Origin of the sequence: Pseudomonas sp. AL10 (genome assembly GCF_029960685.1) — a bacterium.
GTDB classification, from domain to species: Bacteria; Pseudomonadota; Gammaproteobacteria; order Pseudomonadales; family Pseudomonadaceae; genus Aquipseudomonas; species Aquipseudomonas lactis.
On record NZ_JASBQZ010000008.1, the window covers coordinates 63,130 to 77,479 of the forward strand.

19 protein-coding genes and 1 pseudogene are annotated in these 14,350 nt (G+C 55.3%); 9 read left to right on the plus strand and 11 right to left on the minus strand.

Annotated elements, in window-relative coordinates; all coding sequences use genetic code 11:
• Positions 1 to 59: 59 nt before the first annotated feature.
• Entirely contained in the window at positions 60 to 716 is a 657-nt protein-coding gene (locus QK296_RS11110) for a cytochrome b (RefSeq protein WP_232964766.1), read from the minus strand.
• Between the two features lie 98 nt (positions 717 to 814).
• The gene (locus QK296_RS11115) at positions 815 to 1,195 is read right to left on the minus strand and encodes a cupin domain-containing protein (protein WP_282390909.1); all 381 of its coding nucleotides are present in this window, start codon (positions 1,193 to 1,195) and stop codon (positions 815 to 817) included.
• Positions 1,196 to 1,380: 185 nt separating this feature from the next.
• Here QK296_RS11115 and QK296_RS11120 point away from each other — a divergent pair, with 185 nt between their 5' ends.
• Complete coding sequence (locus tag QK296_RS11120; protein ID WP_212614952.1) at positions 1,381 to 2,097, plus strand: class I SAM-dependent methyltransferase; 717 nt, start codon at positions 1,381 to 1,383, stop codon at positions 2,095 to 2,097.
• A gap of 30 nt (positions 2,098 to 2,127) precedes the next feature.
• Here QK296_RS11120 and QK296_RS11125 read toward each other — a convergent pair whose 3' ends face one another.
• The 3 genes from QK296_RS11125 to QK296_RS11135 all read right to left on the minus strand — a co-directional run bounded on the left by QK296_RS11125 (position 2,128) and on the right by QK296_RS11135 (position 4,111).
• The gene (locus QK296_RS11125) at positions 2,128 to 2,493 is read right to left on the minus strand and encodes a hypothetical protein (protein WP_003192656.1); all 366 of its coding nucleotides are present in this window, start codon (positions 2,491 to 2,493) and stop codon (positions 2,128 to 2,130) included.
• Between the two features lie 807 nt (positions 2,494 to 3,300).
• The gene (locus tag QK296_RS11130) at positions 3,301 to 3,543 is read right to left on the minus strand and encodes a hypothetical protein (protein ID WP_014719193.1); all 243 of its coding nucleotides are present in this window, start codon (positions 3,541 to 3,543) and stop codon (positions 3,301 to 3,303) included.
• 28 nt (positions 3,544 to 3,571) lie between these two features.
• Positions 3,572 to 4,111 (minus strand): GNAT family N-acetyltransferase, encoded by a 540-nt coding sequence (locus QK296_RS11135; protein WP_282390910.1) that lies wholly within the window; start codon positions 4,109 to 4,111, stop codon positions 3,572 to 3,574.
• A 160-nt stretch (positions 4,112 to 4,271) separates the two neighbouring features.
• Here QK296_RS11135 and QK296_RS11140 point away from each other — a divergent pair, with 160 nt between their 5' ends.
• The gene (locus QK296_RS11140) at positions 4,272 to 4,505 is read left to right on the plus strand and encodes a hypothetical protein (RefSeq protein ID WP_003192651.1); all 234 of its coding nucleotides are present in this window, start codon (positions 4,272 to 4,274) and stop codon (positions 4,503 to 4,505) included.
• A 6-nt stretch (positions 4,506 to 4,511) separates the two neighbouring features.
• Here the strand turns inward: QK296_RS11140 and QK296_RS11145 are convergent, their stop codons facing one another.
• Positions 4,512 to 5,006, minus strand: a complete 495-nt coding sequence (locus tag QK296_RS11145) for a GNAT family N-acetyltransferase (protein ID WP_003192649.1) — start codon at positions 5,004 to 5,006, stop codon at positions 4,512 to 4,514.
• 119 nt (positions 5,007 to 5,125) lie between these two features.
• Between QK296_RS11145 and QK296_RS11150 the strand changes: the two genes are divergently transcribed.
• Positions 5,126 to 5,698 carry a GNAT family N-acetyltransferase gene (locus QK296_RS11150; protein WP_244641609.1) on the plus strand — a complete coding sequence of 191 codons (573 nt, stop codon included), beginning with the start codon at positions 5,126 to 5,128 and terminating at the stop codon, positions 5,696 to 5,698.
• 62 nt (positions 5,699 to 5,760) lie between these two features.
• Here the strand turns inward: QK296_RS11150 and QK296_RS11155 are convergent.
• Positions 5,761 to 5,862: pseudogene (locus tag QK296_RS11155) on the minus strand (VOC family protein); the annotation flags it as partial.
• A 298-nt stretch (positions 5,863 to 6,160) separates the two neighbouring features.
• Here QK296_RS11155 and QK296_RS11160 point away from each other — a divergent pair.
• From QK296_RS11160 to QK296_RS11170, 3 genes are all read left to right on the plus strand, one after another.
• Positions 6,161 to 7,054, plus strand: a complete 894-nt coding sequence (locus QK296_RS11160) for a hypothetical protein (protein ID WP_003192623.1) — start codon at positions 6,161 to 6,163, stop codon at positions 7,052 to 7,054.
• Between the two features lie 83 nt (positions 7,055 to 7,137).
• The gene (locus QK296_RS11165; protein WP_044274794.1) at positions 7,138 to 8,406 is read left to right on the plus strand and encodes a PAS domain-containing methyl-accepting chemotaxis protein; all 1,269 of its coding nucleotides are present in this window, start codon (positions 7,138 to 7,140) and stop codon (positions 8,404 to 8,406) included.
• 180 nt (positions 8,407 to 8,586) lie between these two features.
• Positions 8,587 to 9,624, plus strand: a complete 1,038-nt coding sequence (locus tag QK296_RS11170) for a GGDEF domain-containing protein (protein WP_003192619.1) — start codon at positions 8,587 to 8,589, stop codon at positions 9,622 to 9,624.
• Between the two features lie 294 nt (positions 9,625 to 9,918).
• Here QK296_RS11170 and QK296_RS11175 read toward each other — a convergent pair whose 3' ends face one another.
• A complete protein-coding gene (locus QK296_RS11175) occupies positions 9,919 to 10,494 on the minus strand; it encodes a hypothetical protein (protein ID WP_003192617.1) in 576 nt (191 codons plus the stop codon).
• Between the two features lie 268 nt (positions 10,495 to 10,762).
• Positions 10,763 to 10,993: a DUF6124 family protein gene (locus tag QK296_RS11180; protein WP_032900778.1), complete on the minus strand. Its 231-nt coding sequence runs from the start codon at positions 10,991 to 10,993 to the stop codon at positions 10,763 to 10,765.
• A gap of 443 nt (positions 10,994 to 11,436) precedes the next feature.
• On the opposite strand from QK296_RS11180, the gene QK296_RS11185 reads away from it, so the two are divergent.
• Positions 11,437 to 11,883, plus strand: coding sequence for a GNAT family N-acetyltransferase (locus QK296_RS11185; protein ID WP_282390911.1), 447 nt, complete (start codon positions 11,437 to 11,439; stop codon positions 11,881 to 11,883).
• Here QK296_RS11185 and QK296_RS11190 read toward each other — a convergent pair.
• Positions 11,856 to 12,263, minus strand: a complete 408-nt coding sequence (locus QK296_RS11190) for a GFA family protein (protein WP_282390912.1) — start codon at positions 12,261 to 12,263, stop codon at positions 11,856 to 11,858. The genes QK296_RS11185 and QK296_RS11190 overlap by 28 nt on opposite strands.
• A gap of 145 nt (positions 12,264 to 12,408) precedes the next feature.
• Positions 12,409 to 12,642, minus strand: a complete 234-nt coding sequence (locus QK296_RS11195; RefSeq protein WP_275622420.1) for a DUF6124 family protein — start codon at positions 12,640 to 12,642, stop codon at positions 12,409 to 12,411.
• 513 nt (positions 12,643 to 13,155) lie between these two features.
• Between QK296_RS11195 and QK296_RS11200 the strand changes: the two genes are divergently transcribed.
• Both QK296_RS11200 and QK296_RS11205 read left to right on the plus strand, forming a co-directional pair.
• Positions 13,156 to 13,758 (plus strand): hypothetical protein, encoded by a 603-nt coding sequence (locus tag QK296_RS11200; protein WP_282390913.1) that lies wholly within the window; start codon positions 13,156 to 13,158, stop codon positions 13,756 to 13,758.
• 63 nt (positions 13,759 to 13,821) lie between these two features.
• Positions 13,822 to 14,343: a DUF2846 domain-containing protein gene (locus tag QK296_RS11205; RefSeq protein WP_003192609.1), complete on the plus strand. Its 522-nt coding sequence runs from the start codon at positions 13,822 to 13,824 to the stop codon at positions 14,341 to 14,343.
• The last annotated feature ends 7 nt before the right edge of the window (positions 14,344 to 14,350 follow it).

Below are 14,350 nucleotides of genomic sequence, written 5' to 3' on the forward strand. Positions count from 1 at the left end.
GGATTCATTTCTAGAAAATAAATCTGTCCCCATTTCGTCCGAGAAGCTTGCCGCGCCGTTCAGTGCTTGCGTCCCCCTCTTGTCATGCGCTGCAGTACCTGAGCATCGCCCTGCCAATAGTGCACGATGACTGCCGCGACATGCCCCAGGATAAGCACCAGCATTGTCCAACCCAGCAAACTATGAAAGTTGCTGCCCAGGTCAACCATCCACTGGATTTTTTCCCCCTCGAACCCGTCCATGACCGGTACGCCAAACGCAGAAAAAGCCCGGCCGGATCCGTACTGGCGAATCATCCCGATAAGCGGGATCAGGAACATCAGTGCGTACAACATCCCATGCCCGGTGGCGGCGATACGGCTTATGCTCGGTGGGCGCAGGTGTCGGCTCAGCAGACTCCAGCCGGCACGTAGGACCAGCAGTATCAGCAGTAACAGCCCCACGGGTTTGTGAAAGGGCCACAACCATTTATCCAGCGTAGAGTCCGACGCCAGGTAGTGGGTTATGGCTGAGCAATAGATCCACGCAAATAACAAGAACATCAGCCAATGCATTGCGCGACTTACCAAGTCGTAGTGTTCATTTGGCTGAAGAGGGGAGGCGCAAGTCGTCATTGTTCTGTCCTTCTGGCGAGTCGCATCGCGTTCTTTTTTAAGCGCATTGAGGCGCTGTTTGATGAAAAGTGGCCAGAATGAGTCTGGCGGCGACCCGATCATATACAACGAGACACCGGCAGCGGCTGTGTCGAAACATAAAGAAAAGATGCATCCTGCAAATGATGATCTGGAGGCCCAAGTGCATTGGCGTAGCCTGTTCAAATCCACCGATCATTTTCGGCCGTACGCTCCCCACCTTCGTGCCCGGTATTCAATACGCCCCGTGGCTCAATCATCATCAGCTTGGCTTCGCCCTCGGCGGCGGTCCTGTGCTCGATGCCACGCGGCACCACATACAATTCACCCGGTTTCACATACACCGGGCCGTCCGGCAGGTCGATACGCAGCGTGCCTTCAAGCACCAGAAACGCCTCATCGGTTTCCGGGTGCGAATGCCAAATGAATTCACCCTCGATACGCACGACCTTGAATTGGTAGTCGTTCATTTCGGCAACCACTCTTGGGCTCCATTGCTGATCGATGAGCGAGGCTTTGTGCGCGAGGTTTATCGGTTGGGTGGGATGCTGTAAGTGAGTCATGCTGAGCCTTCCTGTCGGTGAGAAGGCCAGACTATCCGGGCCGACAGGTCAGAGGCTTGTACGATCCTGCAACCCCTCCACTCGTACGCCCCCGCATTCCCCACGGGAATGCAGCACATAAAATTAATGCATTTTTCTTACTGCGACGGTTAACGTAATTTGCGTCAAGGCCACGGAGAACCGCCTTGAACTCATCCTCACCCAATCCTGCTGACAAATTCGATACCTCAAGAGCCAACGAGTACGCACGACAAAGCCGTATCGCGTTGGCGGGCTATGACGCGTGCCAGGACCTGGCAGCCTGCATGCTCGCGGCAAGCCTTGGTGATGCCCCTTCGGCCAAGGTACTTGTGGTCGGCGCCGGCGGTACGGCGCAGGAGATCATCGCCATGGCCAACCTTGAACCGGGCTGGCGCTTCATGGCGGTTGATCCCTCTCAGCCGATGCTCGACGCGGCAAGGCAGCAGTTGGAAGCCAACCACTTGCTTGATAAAACCACCCTGCATCTCGGGACGCTTGAAGACCTGGCACCAGACGCGTCATACGACGCCGCCACCTTGATCGGTGTGCTCCACCATCTGGAGGGTGATGACGCCAAGGCCCGAATGCTGCGATCGATTCGGGCGCACCTGAAACCGGGGGCACCGCTGATCGTCGCGGGCAATCACTACGCGTATGCCAGCCAGCCGTTGCTGCTGGCGGCATGGGGCCAACGCTGGCGTCAGCATGGCGCCACCCCGGACGAAGTGAAGGCCAAGCTCGGCAAAATCCTTCAAGGCGCCGACCCGCCACATTCCGAGGCCGCAGTGCAGAAGCTGTTGCACGACGCTGGCTTCGGCGACGCGACGCGTTTCTTCAGCAGCCTTTTCTGGGGGGCTTGGTTGACGTGCAAAGTGGGGTAGCGATGTTTCCCCTTGCTCAACAACCGCGATTCAGATCGCCCGGAGAGTAGCCAGCCGCCGACGCCAATCGCCGCCATGCCGAAGGTGGCATTCCTCTTCGGAGTCGAAACTGACGCAGCGGGCGATGTTCGGGACGTGCACGTCAGCGTCATCCAGCGCGGCGGTAGTCAGCTCGCGCATACGGGCGTCCGCGCCGGTCGCGAGGGCGTGAGCCTTGCTCGCGACGCTGTCGAACACCCAGGTCACCCGCAGGCTTTGGGGGAAGGCGCGGTAATCGACGGTGTGGGTCAGCCATTCGAAGCCCGGGATTTCAGCTTTCGCGATTTCGCAGGCGTCGGTCAGGGCTGCGATGAGACGGCGTTCGATACGGGCGTGGTCGCGTGAGGCAGGTGGCATAAAGGAAGTCTGTGAGTCCTGGGAGTGGGTTGGGGCGCTGATCAGAGCATAGCTATCTACACAACTTCGGCACGACGCTAAATCTGTGGCGAGGGAGCTTGCTCCCGTGACGGCCTGACAGTCGGCGCATATCCATCTGACGCTCCGAAATCCAAATGTGGGAGCTGGCTTGTCGGGTCGCCGCATCGCTGCGAAGACGGCCTGCCAGCCGACGCCAATCTACCTGCCCCCCACGATCCAACTGTGGGAGCTGGCTTGCCTGCGATGACGGCCTGCCAGCCCACGCCAATCTACCTGACACTCAGCGATCCAACTGTGGGAGCTGGCTTGCCTGCGATGGCGGCCTGCCAGCCGACGCCAATCTACCTGACACCCCGCAATCAAACTGTGGGAGCGGGCTTGCTCGCGAAGGCGGCCTTATAGGCGACACAGCTGTACCGAGTACATATCCATTCCTGCGGTAACGGCCACTTAGGGTTCCGCCCCAACGGCGGCTCACTTTCGAAAAGCGCGAAAGTAAGCAAAGCGCTCTTGCCCCACCACTCGGCACCTCGCCTAGGCTCGGTGTGCCCGAACACAGTCTTGAATCCGTGGGCCGCCGCCACGCGCCATCCATGGCGCGGGGCGGCTAACCCGGCGTCCTGCCGGGTTACCCACGAATTCAAGCCTGCGTTCGGCCAGCGTGGTTTAACGGGCGCCTGAGATCAAAAGCAGATCAAGATCAAGATCAACAGCGGCTCGCTTCGCATCGTGGTTACCGTTGAGCGCTACAGAGTTGTGTAGATACCTATGCTGATCAGACGGGCGCTATTGAAGCGAAGGACGCAACCGTTGCCACTCATTCCAGCAATCCTCGGCAACGATATCCGGGTAACCCCGTTCTTGTTCCATCGCCAACGCGGTGGAGAAGGTTACCGCAATGCAAGTGGCCTGGTCGCGGATATTGCACACTTCGACTTCGCTGAGAGGGGTGCCTTTTTTCGATTCGGCGGCGGTCAGCAAGGCGGCCAGGGCGGGTACGAAAACCAGGCAGAGGGGCTCGGTAGACATCAGCTTTTTCCTGAGTGGGGTGGGGCGCTTATTGTTCAGGGTTGATCAACGATCTCAACGTATGGTCCTCCCAAACGCCAGCGATTTTTAGATAGGCTCGCGCATGTCCCTCCTTCTCAAACCCCAGCGACTCCAGAAGGCGTTCACTCCGCACATTGCGGGGCAAATGATTGGCCATGATCCGGTGAAGACCCAACTGCTCAAAACAGTGTCGGTTAGTGACCTGAAGCGTTTTATTCATCACGCCGCGACCTTGGGCAGATTCCGCCAACGAAAAGCCGAGATGACAGGCCTGAAAAACGCCCCTCACAATGTTCGTGTAGTTACACCGCGCTAGAACCTCTCCGCTTTCGGCAAGCAAGAGGAAACACAGAGCGTTGTCAGCCTGCATATTGTTGACCTGCTGCTCGACCCTGGCCTTGGCGTTGCCCGTGGTGAAGTATTCCTCGTCCCTGAGCGGCTCCCAGGGTTGCAGATGCTTGCGATTGACGCGTTCGTAACGGCTGATCCGCTCGAAATCGTCACATGCCAATGGCCGAAGGCAGTAGCCCTCAACGCAATACTCCATAAGCCCCTCCAGATTTACCAATGGCCCCATCTCACTGCGTAGCCGCAAAGAATAGCGCCGCTGCGCGTAAAGCGACCCCTTTCATGGCAAACAGGTCTACCATGCCAGCCCCGGCAGTGGTTCCACTCGCTCCCGAACTCCATTTTTCAAGGTAGCGATAATGTCCATCGACCAGATCTCCCTCCCCAAAGGCGTCGGCCCCCACGCCGCCAAGCTGCTTGACGCCATTACTGGCGCCTCCACCCATGAAGAACTCAACCGTGCTGGCGGTAAAGCCGAGGGTTTTGTGCTGGGGCTGGAGGCCACCAAGGCGATCAAAAGCCAGATTGCAGAGTCGTTGTATGTGGCGTATGACGACGCGGCGAGCAATCGGGCCGGTGAACTGAAGGGCTAGTGCACGTCAGCCCATGGTTCCGGAATGAGCGCCAATCGCCGGAATGGGCTGCCGCACATAATAATTGTCGAATTCACTGCTTTCGATGAATCGGAAGCCATGGCGGGTATAAAAGTGATTCGAAGCGCTTTCTTTGAGAGCCCCTACTTTGATAGGAAGCGCAGCCGCATCCGCCTCTTTGAAAATCTGAGAGAGAACAGCAGACCCTACCCCTGACCCTTGCGCGCTCGGCCTGACATACAAGTGGTCGAGCAAGAGTTCATGGTGGTGACGTTTCACCACTACGAAACCCACCCGCTCTCCAGCTGCCTCGATATAGCGTGTGTCGCGAGCTTCAAAGCCGCCAACAAACCGCTCCCGCGCACGGGCTGGATCAAATCGCCCAACACGCTCCAGACTATCGCGCATGGCCTCGATTCGAATGGCTACCAGATTATCCAAGTCGCTTTGTTGAACCGGGACCAAAATGATGGGGGAATTTTGATTGGGTGCGACGGGCATATTGGGTGCTCCAACTACCATCCTGGGGGCTCAGTATAGAGAGCCTGATACTGATGACGCGACCCGCATGATATGTTCACGGCATACATGGAGTAACGGACCCCAGGAAGGAAAGTGCAATGCCAGTGGATACCCACCCAATCCGTATTCTCTCGCAACGCCTGAGCATCGAGCCCTTCTGCGAGCAGGACGCTGTTGAGTCTTTCCCTTGTATCACACCGTCTCTGACTCGCTACATGTCCTGGGAACCGCCTGCCTCACTGGAAGAGTACGCGCAAGTCTGGGGGCGGTGGCTGCCTGCGATAGCGGATGGCAGCGACATTGTATTCACGATCAGGGAGCGGGTAGGTGCTCGTTTTACCGGCTTGGTCGGGCTGCACCATACCGGCAGTGAAACACCGGAGTTGGGTATCTGGGTTCGTGAAGATAAACACGGGCTGGGGTTGGGTGGTGAAGCGGTGCGGGCGGTTGTTCAGTGGGCTAGCCAGTGGGTGGTGGCAAAGTACTTTATCTATCCTGTTGCGACGCAGAATCGTGCGAGTCGACGTATTGCCGAAGCTTTGGGGGGAGTGGCATCGAAAGGCGGATGGCGGAGAAATATGATTCGGTTGTGTATCAGATACCGGGGGGTTAGCTCTGGGCATCGGGTTTGCGATTGCTGGCCTGCACGAACGGCAGAAATCGGCCATTAGCGGGCGTTGAACTACGTCCGCTGAACCCCAAACCTGAATATCGGCTTGGCTCAGATTCAAATTCAGATTGAGCAAATCCGCCTCTCACCCAACCGCTCTACCAACCTGATGAGATAACCGTCGGGATCCTGGACGATGAATTCGCGCTGGCCCATTCTAAGATGGGTTAGATGCACCAACTATAGTTCGGTGCCACGAGGGGATCGTGGCGAGCATCATGATGCAAGGGCGGGAATTATAGTGACGCGTTGATGGCTGCTGTTGGTCGAAGAGATTCTTGCACGCAGCTCACCTTTAGGCCGGTGGGCATCGATCAGACACGCTCGGGTGAGCTGCGATCGAAGCGCGTCAGGTCATAAAACATTTTTGGGGTGAACCTGCCAGCGGTTCGAATACGCATATACTGTGCGTATTGCGAATGGTAGCAGTTTGATATTGCCGGCTAAAGGTTGTGTAACTTCGATGAACAAGACTGATCTGCTTGAGTATTTGAAAGAGACCAGTTCGGAAATGACCCGAGACAATATAGATGAAGCTGTTCTGCTGCATTTCGATTTGGTCATGGAAAGCTATCGAGAAAAGCCTTCATTTTATAAAAACTTGTTGAAATATGACCGATTCATGGTTGCCCTGTCTTTATTGAGCTTCAGCTACAAAGACGAGAAAGTTCCTTTATCCAGAGTAAAGGCATTCTGCTACGAACGTGGCTATATGTCTCGAAATAGCCTGGATTCTTATTGTTCATTTTTGTCCATTGCCGGATATCTGGATGTTCGGTTACATGTGCAGGACGGGCGTCAACGTAGTTTCCGACCTACGGAAAAAGCGCTAAGCAATACCGTGCAGCTAATTAAATCTTATTTGCTGCCTTCGCAGATGATCTCTCCATACGACAGTGGGTTATCGGTTGTGGGGAAGAATGTTGATCTATTGCGCGTATTTTTTCGAGGGTTTGCCAAGATACTTGAAGGGGACTTCCTGCTCGACAAGCTGTTGCCTGAAGCGAAATGGATTCTCAATCGGGACGGCGGTCATCTGCCGATGCTCGCACTCTATGCCGATGCCCTGCGCACCGGCTCGTTAGAGACCGGCTACAACGTATCCTCTTACGTGGAGCTTTCATCGCGTCTGGGCGTGTCCAAAACACACATGCAGCGCATGATCAAAGAAGGCCAGTTACAGGGCTATTTCAAATGCGACAAACGTTTGGTGGGGTTGAGTCCGGCCTTTCTCGAATTGATGCGGCGGGCCATGTCAATCTACTTTGCAATTGCCCGTGTCAGCATGGAGTTGGGAGTTGATGAGAGCGAAGTAGGAAACGAGCCTGGCGGTATTCGCTGTGTGTGTGAGCGTTAGCGCGAGTTCGCTTGTTATTTTGGGGAGCGATTTAATCACTAAGCAATGTCCTTTTTGTTGTAATTTTTATGCCGGAGTTCAGCGTGTTTAATCGCCAGTTGAAGAATGCTCTTTTTACCTGCCAAGAGCAATTGTGCCTGGCGCTCGGGACAGTCGCCGACGTCGAAGCGGTGTTTCTTTCAGTACGTGTCGATGGAGCTGGCCGGATTATCTCGGCCAACCAGCGGTTTGCGCAAACGCTGGGATACTCGCTGGAACAGCTTTCAAAAATGGTAATGAGTAACATCAACGCGCAACCGCAGAATGATTTTGCACCCAACCTGTGCGCCATCGAACGGCAACGCTATCGTGCCTCCGACGGCCGTGCTGTGACACTCAATATAGGCTGGATCGCTGCAGCGAACCGGACGTTTCAAGGCTACGGCATGGTTGCACCTGCGCTGGCGCGGGACGAACAGGAGGTTATCGAAATGTTCAGCGCACTGAACCGCTCGATGGCGATGATCCAGTTCAGTCTCGCGGGTGAGGTCGTCTACGCCAACGAATCGTTCGTCCAGGCGATGGGTTACAGCCTTGCGGAGATACAGGGCAAGCATCACCGTCTGTTCTGCCTGGCGGAGGACGTGGCGTCGGCGCATTACGACGAATTCTGGAAGAGTCTGAACAAGGGCGTGTTTAACGCTGGTCGCTTTCGCCGGGTAGATAAAAGCGGAAAAGTGGTTTGGCTGGAGGCCACTTACAATCCCATCAGAGACGCTTCCGGTCGGGTTTATAAAATTGCCAAATTCGCCAGCGTAGTGACCGAGCAAGTTGAAAAAGCCGACGGAATCAAACAAGCAGCGACCATGGCTTACGACGTGTCGCTAGATACCGATGTGAAAGCTAACCGAGGGATGGAACTGGTCGCCGACTCCGTGCTCGGCACACAGAATATTTCCCAACAGATGGCCTTGGTGACCGACAGCATGACCGCGCTTGAATCGCAGTCGCAGTTGATCGCTTCCATCGTCGACACGATCGGCGCCATTGCCACCCAGACCAATCTCTTGGCGCTTAACGCCGCTATCGAAGCTGCACGCGCTGGAGTGCATGGACGAGGATTCGCTGTCGTGGCGGATGAAGTGCGCAAGCTCGCCGGCCGTACCAGTGCGGCCACCCAGGAGATTAACGGTGTGGTCAGGCAAAATCGAGAATTGGCCGGCGAAGCCGCGTTGCATGTCCAGTGCAGCAGAGACCAAGCCAACGTTTTATTGGAACTGTCCGAACAGGCAGGTATGGCGATGGCAGCTATCCAGTCAGGCGCAAAGCAAGTAGTGAAAGCCATTGGTAGAGTCACCAGCGATCTGCATTGAACGCTTTATCTGCGTCGCGGTAACGCCTCCTCCTTTGGTGAAAGCAATATGGAAGTTTTTGCGTACGGTTTTTCCGATTGATAACAGGAATTTGGATGCCAAAGCACACTTAATTCATTGATTAGGTATTGCCCAGACGTTGACATCACATTCAGGCCGTTTCGGAAAAGGAGTTTAGGGATGCCGGCGACTTTCAAAATCAGACCAAGAATGCGAACACTGCTATCACCAGCGGTAACCAAGATTGAAATGGCGGGAATTGTTTCCTGGCTTTGTGTGTTGCTGATTGAGCCTGCGACAACGTTAAATCTGTTAAATATGTTGGTTACAGCATCGTTGTTGGTTATTTGGTACGTTCATCGCGTAGTTGCTGATTTTCGCATATGGAGAATGCTCGGCGGCGTGTATATATTGATTTTGTCACTCGGCTTTGCGCATGTGATTGACACCAATGTGCAGCTGCGCGTCTTTACGCTGCCCCTAGCTGTGATCATCGTGGTAAGCAGTGCTATCTTATTCGTCACGGTTCAGGACTATCTTCTCTCTACATTGCTGGTCTGGATACTGATGTGGCCCAATTTGGACGTTGGCTTTTACCGGGAACTGGAAGTTTATCTGGTCATTTTTTGCGTTGCTTCCATGTCCATAGGGTTTACTCTCAGCTTTACCTATCTAAGAAACATGCGCTCAGTGTTGTTGGTCGAAAGTGAATTCAGGACATTGGCGGAGACAGATTTTCTCACCTCCTTACTTAATCGACGGGCCTTTATGGGGTTCTTCCAAAATGCATTGGCAGAAGGCCGCAGCGGCTACTTTATAATGTTAGACATTGACGAATTTAAATTAAAAAACGATCAGTACGGTCACGATGTCGGTGACAAGATTTTGTGTGCCATGGCCGCGTGCCTGAAATCCACCCCTGGCAGCCACAGTGTCGGGCGGATTGGAGGTGAGGAATTCGGTGTCTTGTTGTTGGGCGAAGATGATGCGGTTGCTCATGAGTACGCATTGCGCCTGCTGGGCAACATCCGTTGCAGTGTATTGCCTCCGCATCAGTTCACTTGCAGCGCGGGCGTCGCGCAGTTCCGAGCGACATCGGACATGTCCGCAGTGCTCAAATGCGCCGACAGCAATATGTATAAAGCGAAGCATGATGGTAAGGATCGGGTGTTTCAGGATGGAAGGCAGGTCAAACCGCTACGTCCTGTAACTACGTAATTAAGGTTTGACTGGAGGACGTCTGTGAAAATCGTTTTCGAAGAAATCGAATCTCCCCCTTGCTGCTTGCTTACTCTGGGCACCTTCACTTTAATGTTCCAGAACCGCTCAGAGGCTGAAAGCTTTCTCAAGCTCCTGATGGGGGCGCAGACATCGTTTAGCCCCAATCGCTGAACGTCTGCTTCGGCCGATTGCTGCCCTTCGTGGAGGGCAGGTTAGCGTCGGATGCTCTCCTTTGCCACGTAGCATTCGATCACCGCCCAACTCAGTTTGTGACGGTGATCGTCGCAATCGTTATTCCTTCTCCAGCTCTGCAATACCTCTCACCGGATAGATCACTTCATGGGTGTCCAGATTTCGAATCTCGGATTCGATAGTAATGGTCGAGACCTGACGCCCCGGGGGCCCATTGATGTCGTCGCGGGTGGTGAAGTCCACGACATATCGCTGGCCTGCGCGGAATTCCACATCGCGAGCACCGAAGCCGCACTTGGCGCCACCGGTACCCAAGGCATTCATCGATACCCAACACCAGCTCAAGGAGTGTTTGCCTGGGGTCAAGCGCAGTGCCTGCTTGCCGGAAACGTCAAGGATTGAGCGCCGCCCGGAACCCTCTAGTAGTTGGTCGTCCACATGCGTGGCCAGCAGCAATCGATGGAATTTTACTCCCAATCCGCGAAAACGGGTGGTGGCGAAATACACCACTGGCGCATTGGCCGCGTTATTGGACAGGTCATATGGCGTCATCAACTCCGGTGCCCAATCGCCTTGGTAATCCTTGTAGTGGTAGTTGGAACAAGCGGTTGTGAGACCGGCAATCAGCAGAACAGCTGGGAGTTTGAGATACGACAGAAATGACGACGAGCGCATTATTCTTCCTTGTTTAACGAGTTGGTTAGGATACCGCATCGCGAAGCCAGCTAGTACTTGAGCGGATTAGCAAACTCATCGCCCATCAGTTTCGAGCCAGCGAAAGTACAAGCGCACTTTTAAAGCAGTCGTCGCTCTCGTCATCGCAGAGGGCTTTGTGCTGAGGCTGAATCCACCAAAGCCATCAAGCGCCAAATCGTCGAGTCGTTGTATGTGGCTTACAACGACGCGACGAGATCATCGATCTAATGAATTGAAGAACTGATCATCAGCCAGGGCAGGGCGCTTCGCGGTCCAGGAGTCTGGCGGTGAGGAGTACGCCCAGTTCGCTCAGTTGGTGGATGGCCAGGGCGATGTCGCGGTGTTTGCCGTTGAGGTCTTCGGACAGGTCGAGCAGCAGGGTGCTGACGTTGGTGAAGGTTTCGTAGCTGTTGGTGATGAGGGTTTCGTTGCTGGCGTTGGGGGCGACGGTGAAGAGGGTGGTTGAATCGTTAACCATGGTTAAGTTCCTTGCTTGGGCCACTTCCCCATCGCTACTAAACAATAAGGGCGGTAGCTGTACGCAGGTTAGTAGACCGGTGGAACCTAACAAAACCGGCGCGTCCGAGGACGCCCTACGCACAGCCACCATCAAGCACAGACGGGAGCGTCTGATGGATGAAGCGTGTGCACTTGTTAGGTCTGAGGTGGGCTACTAAACCCGATCACTGAACAATTCAGCGACCGAGCCACCTTAGAGACGGCCACCCCAGCGCACAAGCCGGCGGATTCTGACGCAGGCGTAGGCAATGGAGCAAGGTGCGGCAGGGGAATCGGATTTTGCCTTCAGGCGCTGCGTGATCGTTTGGGGTTTTCGCGAGCAAGCTCGCTCCTACAGGAGTGTTCATCACCTCAAACGAGATTGTTAGCATTGAACGCGTTTCATATTGGAGGCAGGGATGGATGACACGATATGAGGTTCAACCAATCACATACCTTCCGCGCCAGATACAGGCGCTGGAAAAGGAGGCCGTTGGCGAGGGTTTCAGGTTCCTCACGCGTCTGATTAACGAATGGCACTCTGGAGCAAACCGCTTTGATGCACCCTGCGAGTGTCTGATGGCGGTTTATTTGAATCAGCAACTGATAGGCATCGGCGGTCTTTCAGTTGATCCCTATGCTGACAATAATGTGGCCAGACTGCGACGGGTGTACGTCGCACCTTCGTCAAGGGGGCAACACGTCGGGCAGGCGCTGGTAAAGGCGCTTGTTGATCGTGCCGCTCCCAGGTTTCAGGTCGTGCGTCTTTTCACGGATACGGCTGAAGGAAGCGCCTTTTATGAGCGCTGTGGCTTCAAGCGAACGGATGATGCCCAGGCGACTCATATCATGCGGCTTGGCGGTTTCTGAGGCGGGTAGCTGCACCAGTGGACTGCGGAGTCGACATGAACGTGTTTTTGCTTTTCAGCTATGAAGGGCGTATCGAGCGTGCCCAGGGCTATCGACACCCAGTCGGCGAATTCCCCATGAGACCGCGACCAGAACAATGCCGAGCCGCAGTGCGTGCAAAATTCGCGCAACACTGCCTCTGAGGATGCATAGGTTCTGATGCTGTTGGCGCCGGAAAGTACCCGTAGTGCGTCGCGGGGAACACTGCCGTAAGAAGCGAATGCGGCCCCGTGACTTTTGCGGCACTGGCTGCAATGGCAGTGGCTCACTGATTTGGGCGTGGCAGATAGCTCGTAAGTGACGGCTGCGCATAAGCAGCTTCCCTGGTACACCGTTGTCATTCGCTTTTCCCGTCATGCGAAAAACGTCAGCGTAACCGTCCCGCTCTAGCCAGTCGACCTACCCATCAAACCAAACCGCCGAGTCGCTGTAGGTGGCTCACGACGACGCGGCGGTTATCGGGCTAGCAAGTTGAAGGGCTAATCATCAGCCAGGGCAGGGCACTTCACGGTCTAGGAGTCTGGCGGTGAGGAGTACGCCCAGTTCGCTCAGTTGGTGGATGGCGAGGGCGATGTCGCGGTGTTTGCCGTTGAGGTCTTCGGACAGGTCGAGCAGCAGGGTGCTGACGTTGGTGAAGGTTTCGTAGCTGTTGGTGATGAGGGTTTCGTTGCTGGCGTTGGGAGCAACGTTGAAGAGGGCACTTGAATCTGATTTGAGCATGTTTGAATTCCTGTTTAGGGCCATCATCCTTTAGCTACTAAACATAAGGGTGGCGGCTGTGCGCAGGTTAGTAGACCGGGGAATCCAAACAAAGCCGGCGCACCCGAAGGTGCCCTGCGCACAGCCACCATCAAACACAGACGCAATGTCTGATGATGAAGCTTGTGCACATTGTTTGGATAAACCCTCAGGCTACTAAACCCGATCACTGAACAATTCAGCGACCGAGCCACCTTAGAGACGGCCACCTCAGCGCACAAGCCGGCGGATTCTGACGCAGGCGTGGGCAATGGAGCAAGGTGCGGCAAGGGAATCGGATTTTGCCTTCAGGCGCTGCGTTATCGTTTGGGTTTTTCGCGAGCAAGCTCGCTCCTACAGGAGTGGGTTGTTATCAGGGTGCGGGTAGCTGGACAATAGAGGCCGACGAGCCAGCAACGAAGCACCAGATGTGCGAACTTTTGGTTCGTTCGGGTGGGCTCTACAAACTGCAAGATTATTGATCGGAAAAAACCAATGCTAGGGAAAGTCAGCAGTAAACATCTTGCCTGGGGCGCAGTCGCACTTTGCGCGACCCTTTTGTCCGGGTGCGCTACGTCACGCTACGACGGCAAGCACGCACCGGACCCAAGTAAGGCGATCATCGTGGGTTCGATTGGTGAGAGCTTTCCGATGATGCAGCCCCATGGGCTGGTGGTTGAGATCAAGCAACAGGGAGCCCCCGGCACCGTATTACGGCTGACGACGCTGGGCAATGAAGATGATCAGCCATCCCCCTCTGTGCTGGGCCATTACTTCATGTATGAAGTGCCACCGGGTGAGTATGAGTACACGCAGTGGCATTACGTGTATTACGCGGGTAAGTCGATGCCGCGCCCGGTGCCTGCGGTTTTCTCGGTGAAGGCCGGGGAAACTCTCTATATCGGTGATCTGCGCGTCGATGCCCTGCGCTTTTGCCTGTCCAACGTGAACAATGCCGAGGACACGGTGCAGGCGCTCAAGCGCAAGTACCCGATGCTCAAGGACCGGAACATCGTAAATCTGACGCCGAAGAGCGGTTTTGCGCCTTGGCCGAGTTCTGATGCCACTGACTTCGGTAAAGGGTTGTGCACGATTTGAAGCCGGTACCGGTGACAGTCATCAAACCCGACGCCCATTGATCCACGTTCAAGGAATTCATGCATGAAGCGCTCTACGCTACTCTGGGTCGGCCTGTTCGCAGGCCTGGTCTCACTGACCGGTTGCATCAGCGGTCCGGACCTCAAAGGCCAACCGTTCTTCACGTCACCGGCTGAACCGCGTGCGGATGAGGCCACGGTTTACTTTTATCGCACGGCGGCGAGCATCGGTAGCGGGGTTGCCCCGACTATTCAGGTCGATGGCCGTACTGTCGGCAGCTTGCCTTCCGGTAGTTTTTTCAAGGCCGGCATTCCCGCCGGCAAACACAGCGTCGCCTCCACGTCGCCACCGATCATCAGCGGTATGGTTAACCAGCGTTTCGATATCACCGTCGAGAATGGGAAGGTGTATTACATCGCCGACCAACTCAGCACCTCTGACTACAAGGATGGGCAGACCTTGGGTGAAGTCGACGGCCGTCGTTTCAGCGGGACAATGTTTTACTCGCGCTACGCGCTTGTGCCTGCCGAGGAAGCGCTGCGTTCTATCAAGTGGTGCCAGGAGTTGCCGGCAACCGCACGGTAACCACGCG

Excerpts from the sequence above, each read along its gene's own strand:
- QK296_RS11170 (WP_003192619.1), top strand. The coding sequence starts at position 8,587 with ATGCCGGCGACTTTCAAAATCAGACCAAGAATGCGAACACTGCTATCA.
- QK296_RS11175 (WP_003192617.1), bottom strand. The coding sequence starts at position 10,494 with ATGCGCTCGTCGTCATTTCTGTCGTATCTCAAACTCCCAGCTGTTCTG.
- QK296_RS11110 (WP_232964766.1), bottom strand. The coding sequence starts at position 716 with ATGATCGGGTCGCCGCCAGACTCATTCTGGCCACTTTTCATCAAACAG.
- QK296_RS11195 (WP_275622420.1), bottom strand. The coding sequence starts at position 12,642 with ATGCTCAAATCAGATTCAAGTGCCCTCTTCAACGTTGCTCCCAACGCC.
- QK296_RS11130 (WP_014719193.1), bottom strand. The coding sequence starts at position 3,543 with ATGTCTACCGAGCCCCTCTGCCTGGTTTTCGTACCCGCCCTGGCCGCC.
- QK296_RS11135 (WP_282390910.1), bottom strand. The coding sequence starts at position 4,111 with ATGGAGTATTGCGTTGAGGGCTACTGCCTTCGGCCATTGGCATGTGAC.
- QK296_RS11145 (WP_003192649.1), bottom strand. The coding sequence starts at position 5,006 with ATGCCCGTCGCACCCAATCAAAATTCCCCCATCATTTTGGTCCCGGTT.
- QK296_RS11205 (WP_003192609.1), top strand. The coding sequence starts at position 13,822 with ATGAAGCGCTCTACGCTACTCTGGGTCGGCCTGTTCGCAGGCCTGGTC.
- QK296_RS11180 (WP_032900778.1), bottom strand. The coding sequence starts at position 10,993 with ATGGTTAACGATTCAACCACCCTCTTCACCGTCGCCCCCAACGCCAGC.
- QK296_RS11125 (WP_003192656.1), bottom strand. The coding sequence starts at position 2,493 with ATGCCACCTGCCTCACGCGACCACGCCCGTATCGAACGCCGTCTCATC.
- QK296_RS11150 (WP_244641609.1), top strand. The coding sequence starts at position 5,126 with ATGCCAGTGGATACCCACCCAATCCGTATTCTCTCGCAACGCCTGAGC.
- QK296_RS11115 (WP_282390909.1), bottom strand. The coding sequence starts at position 1,195 with ATGACTCACTTACAGCATCCCACCCAACCGATAAACCTCGCGCACAAA.
- QK296_RS11190 (WP_282390912.1), bottom strand. The coding sequence starts at position 12,263 with ATGACAACGGTGTACCAGGGAAGCTGCTTATGCGCAGCCGTCACTTAC.
- QK296_RS11185 (WP_282390911.1), top strand. The coding sequence starts at position 11,437 with ATGACACGATATGAGGTTCAACCAATCACATACCTTCCGCGCCAGATA.
- QK296_RS11160 (WP_003192623.1), top strand. The coding sequence starts at position 6,161 with ATGAACAAGACTGATCTGCTTGAGTATTTGAAAGAGACCAGTTCGGAA.
- QK296_RS11140 (WP_003192651.1), top strand. The coding sequence starts at position 4,272 with ATGTCCATCGACCAGATCTCCCTCCCCAAAGGCGTCGGCCCCCACGCC.
- QK296_RS11200 (WP_282390913.1), top strand. The coding sequence starts at position 13,156 with ATGCTAGGGAAAGTCAGCAGTAAACATCTTGCCTGGGGCGCAGTCGCA.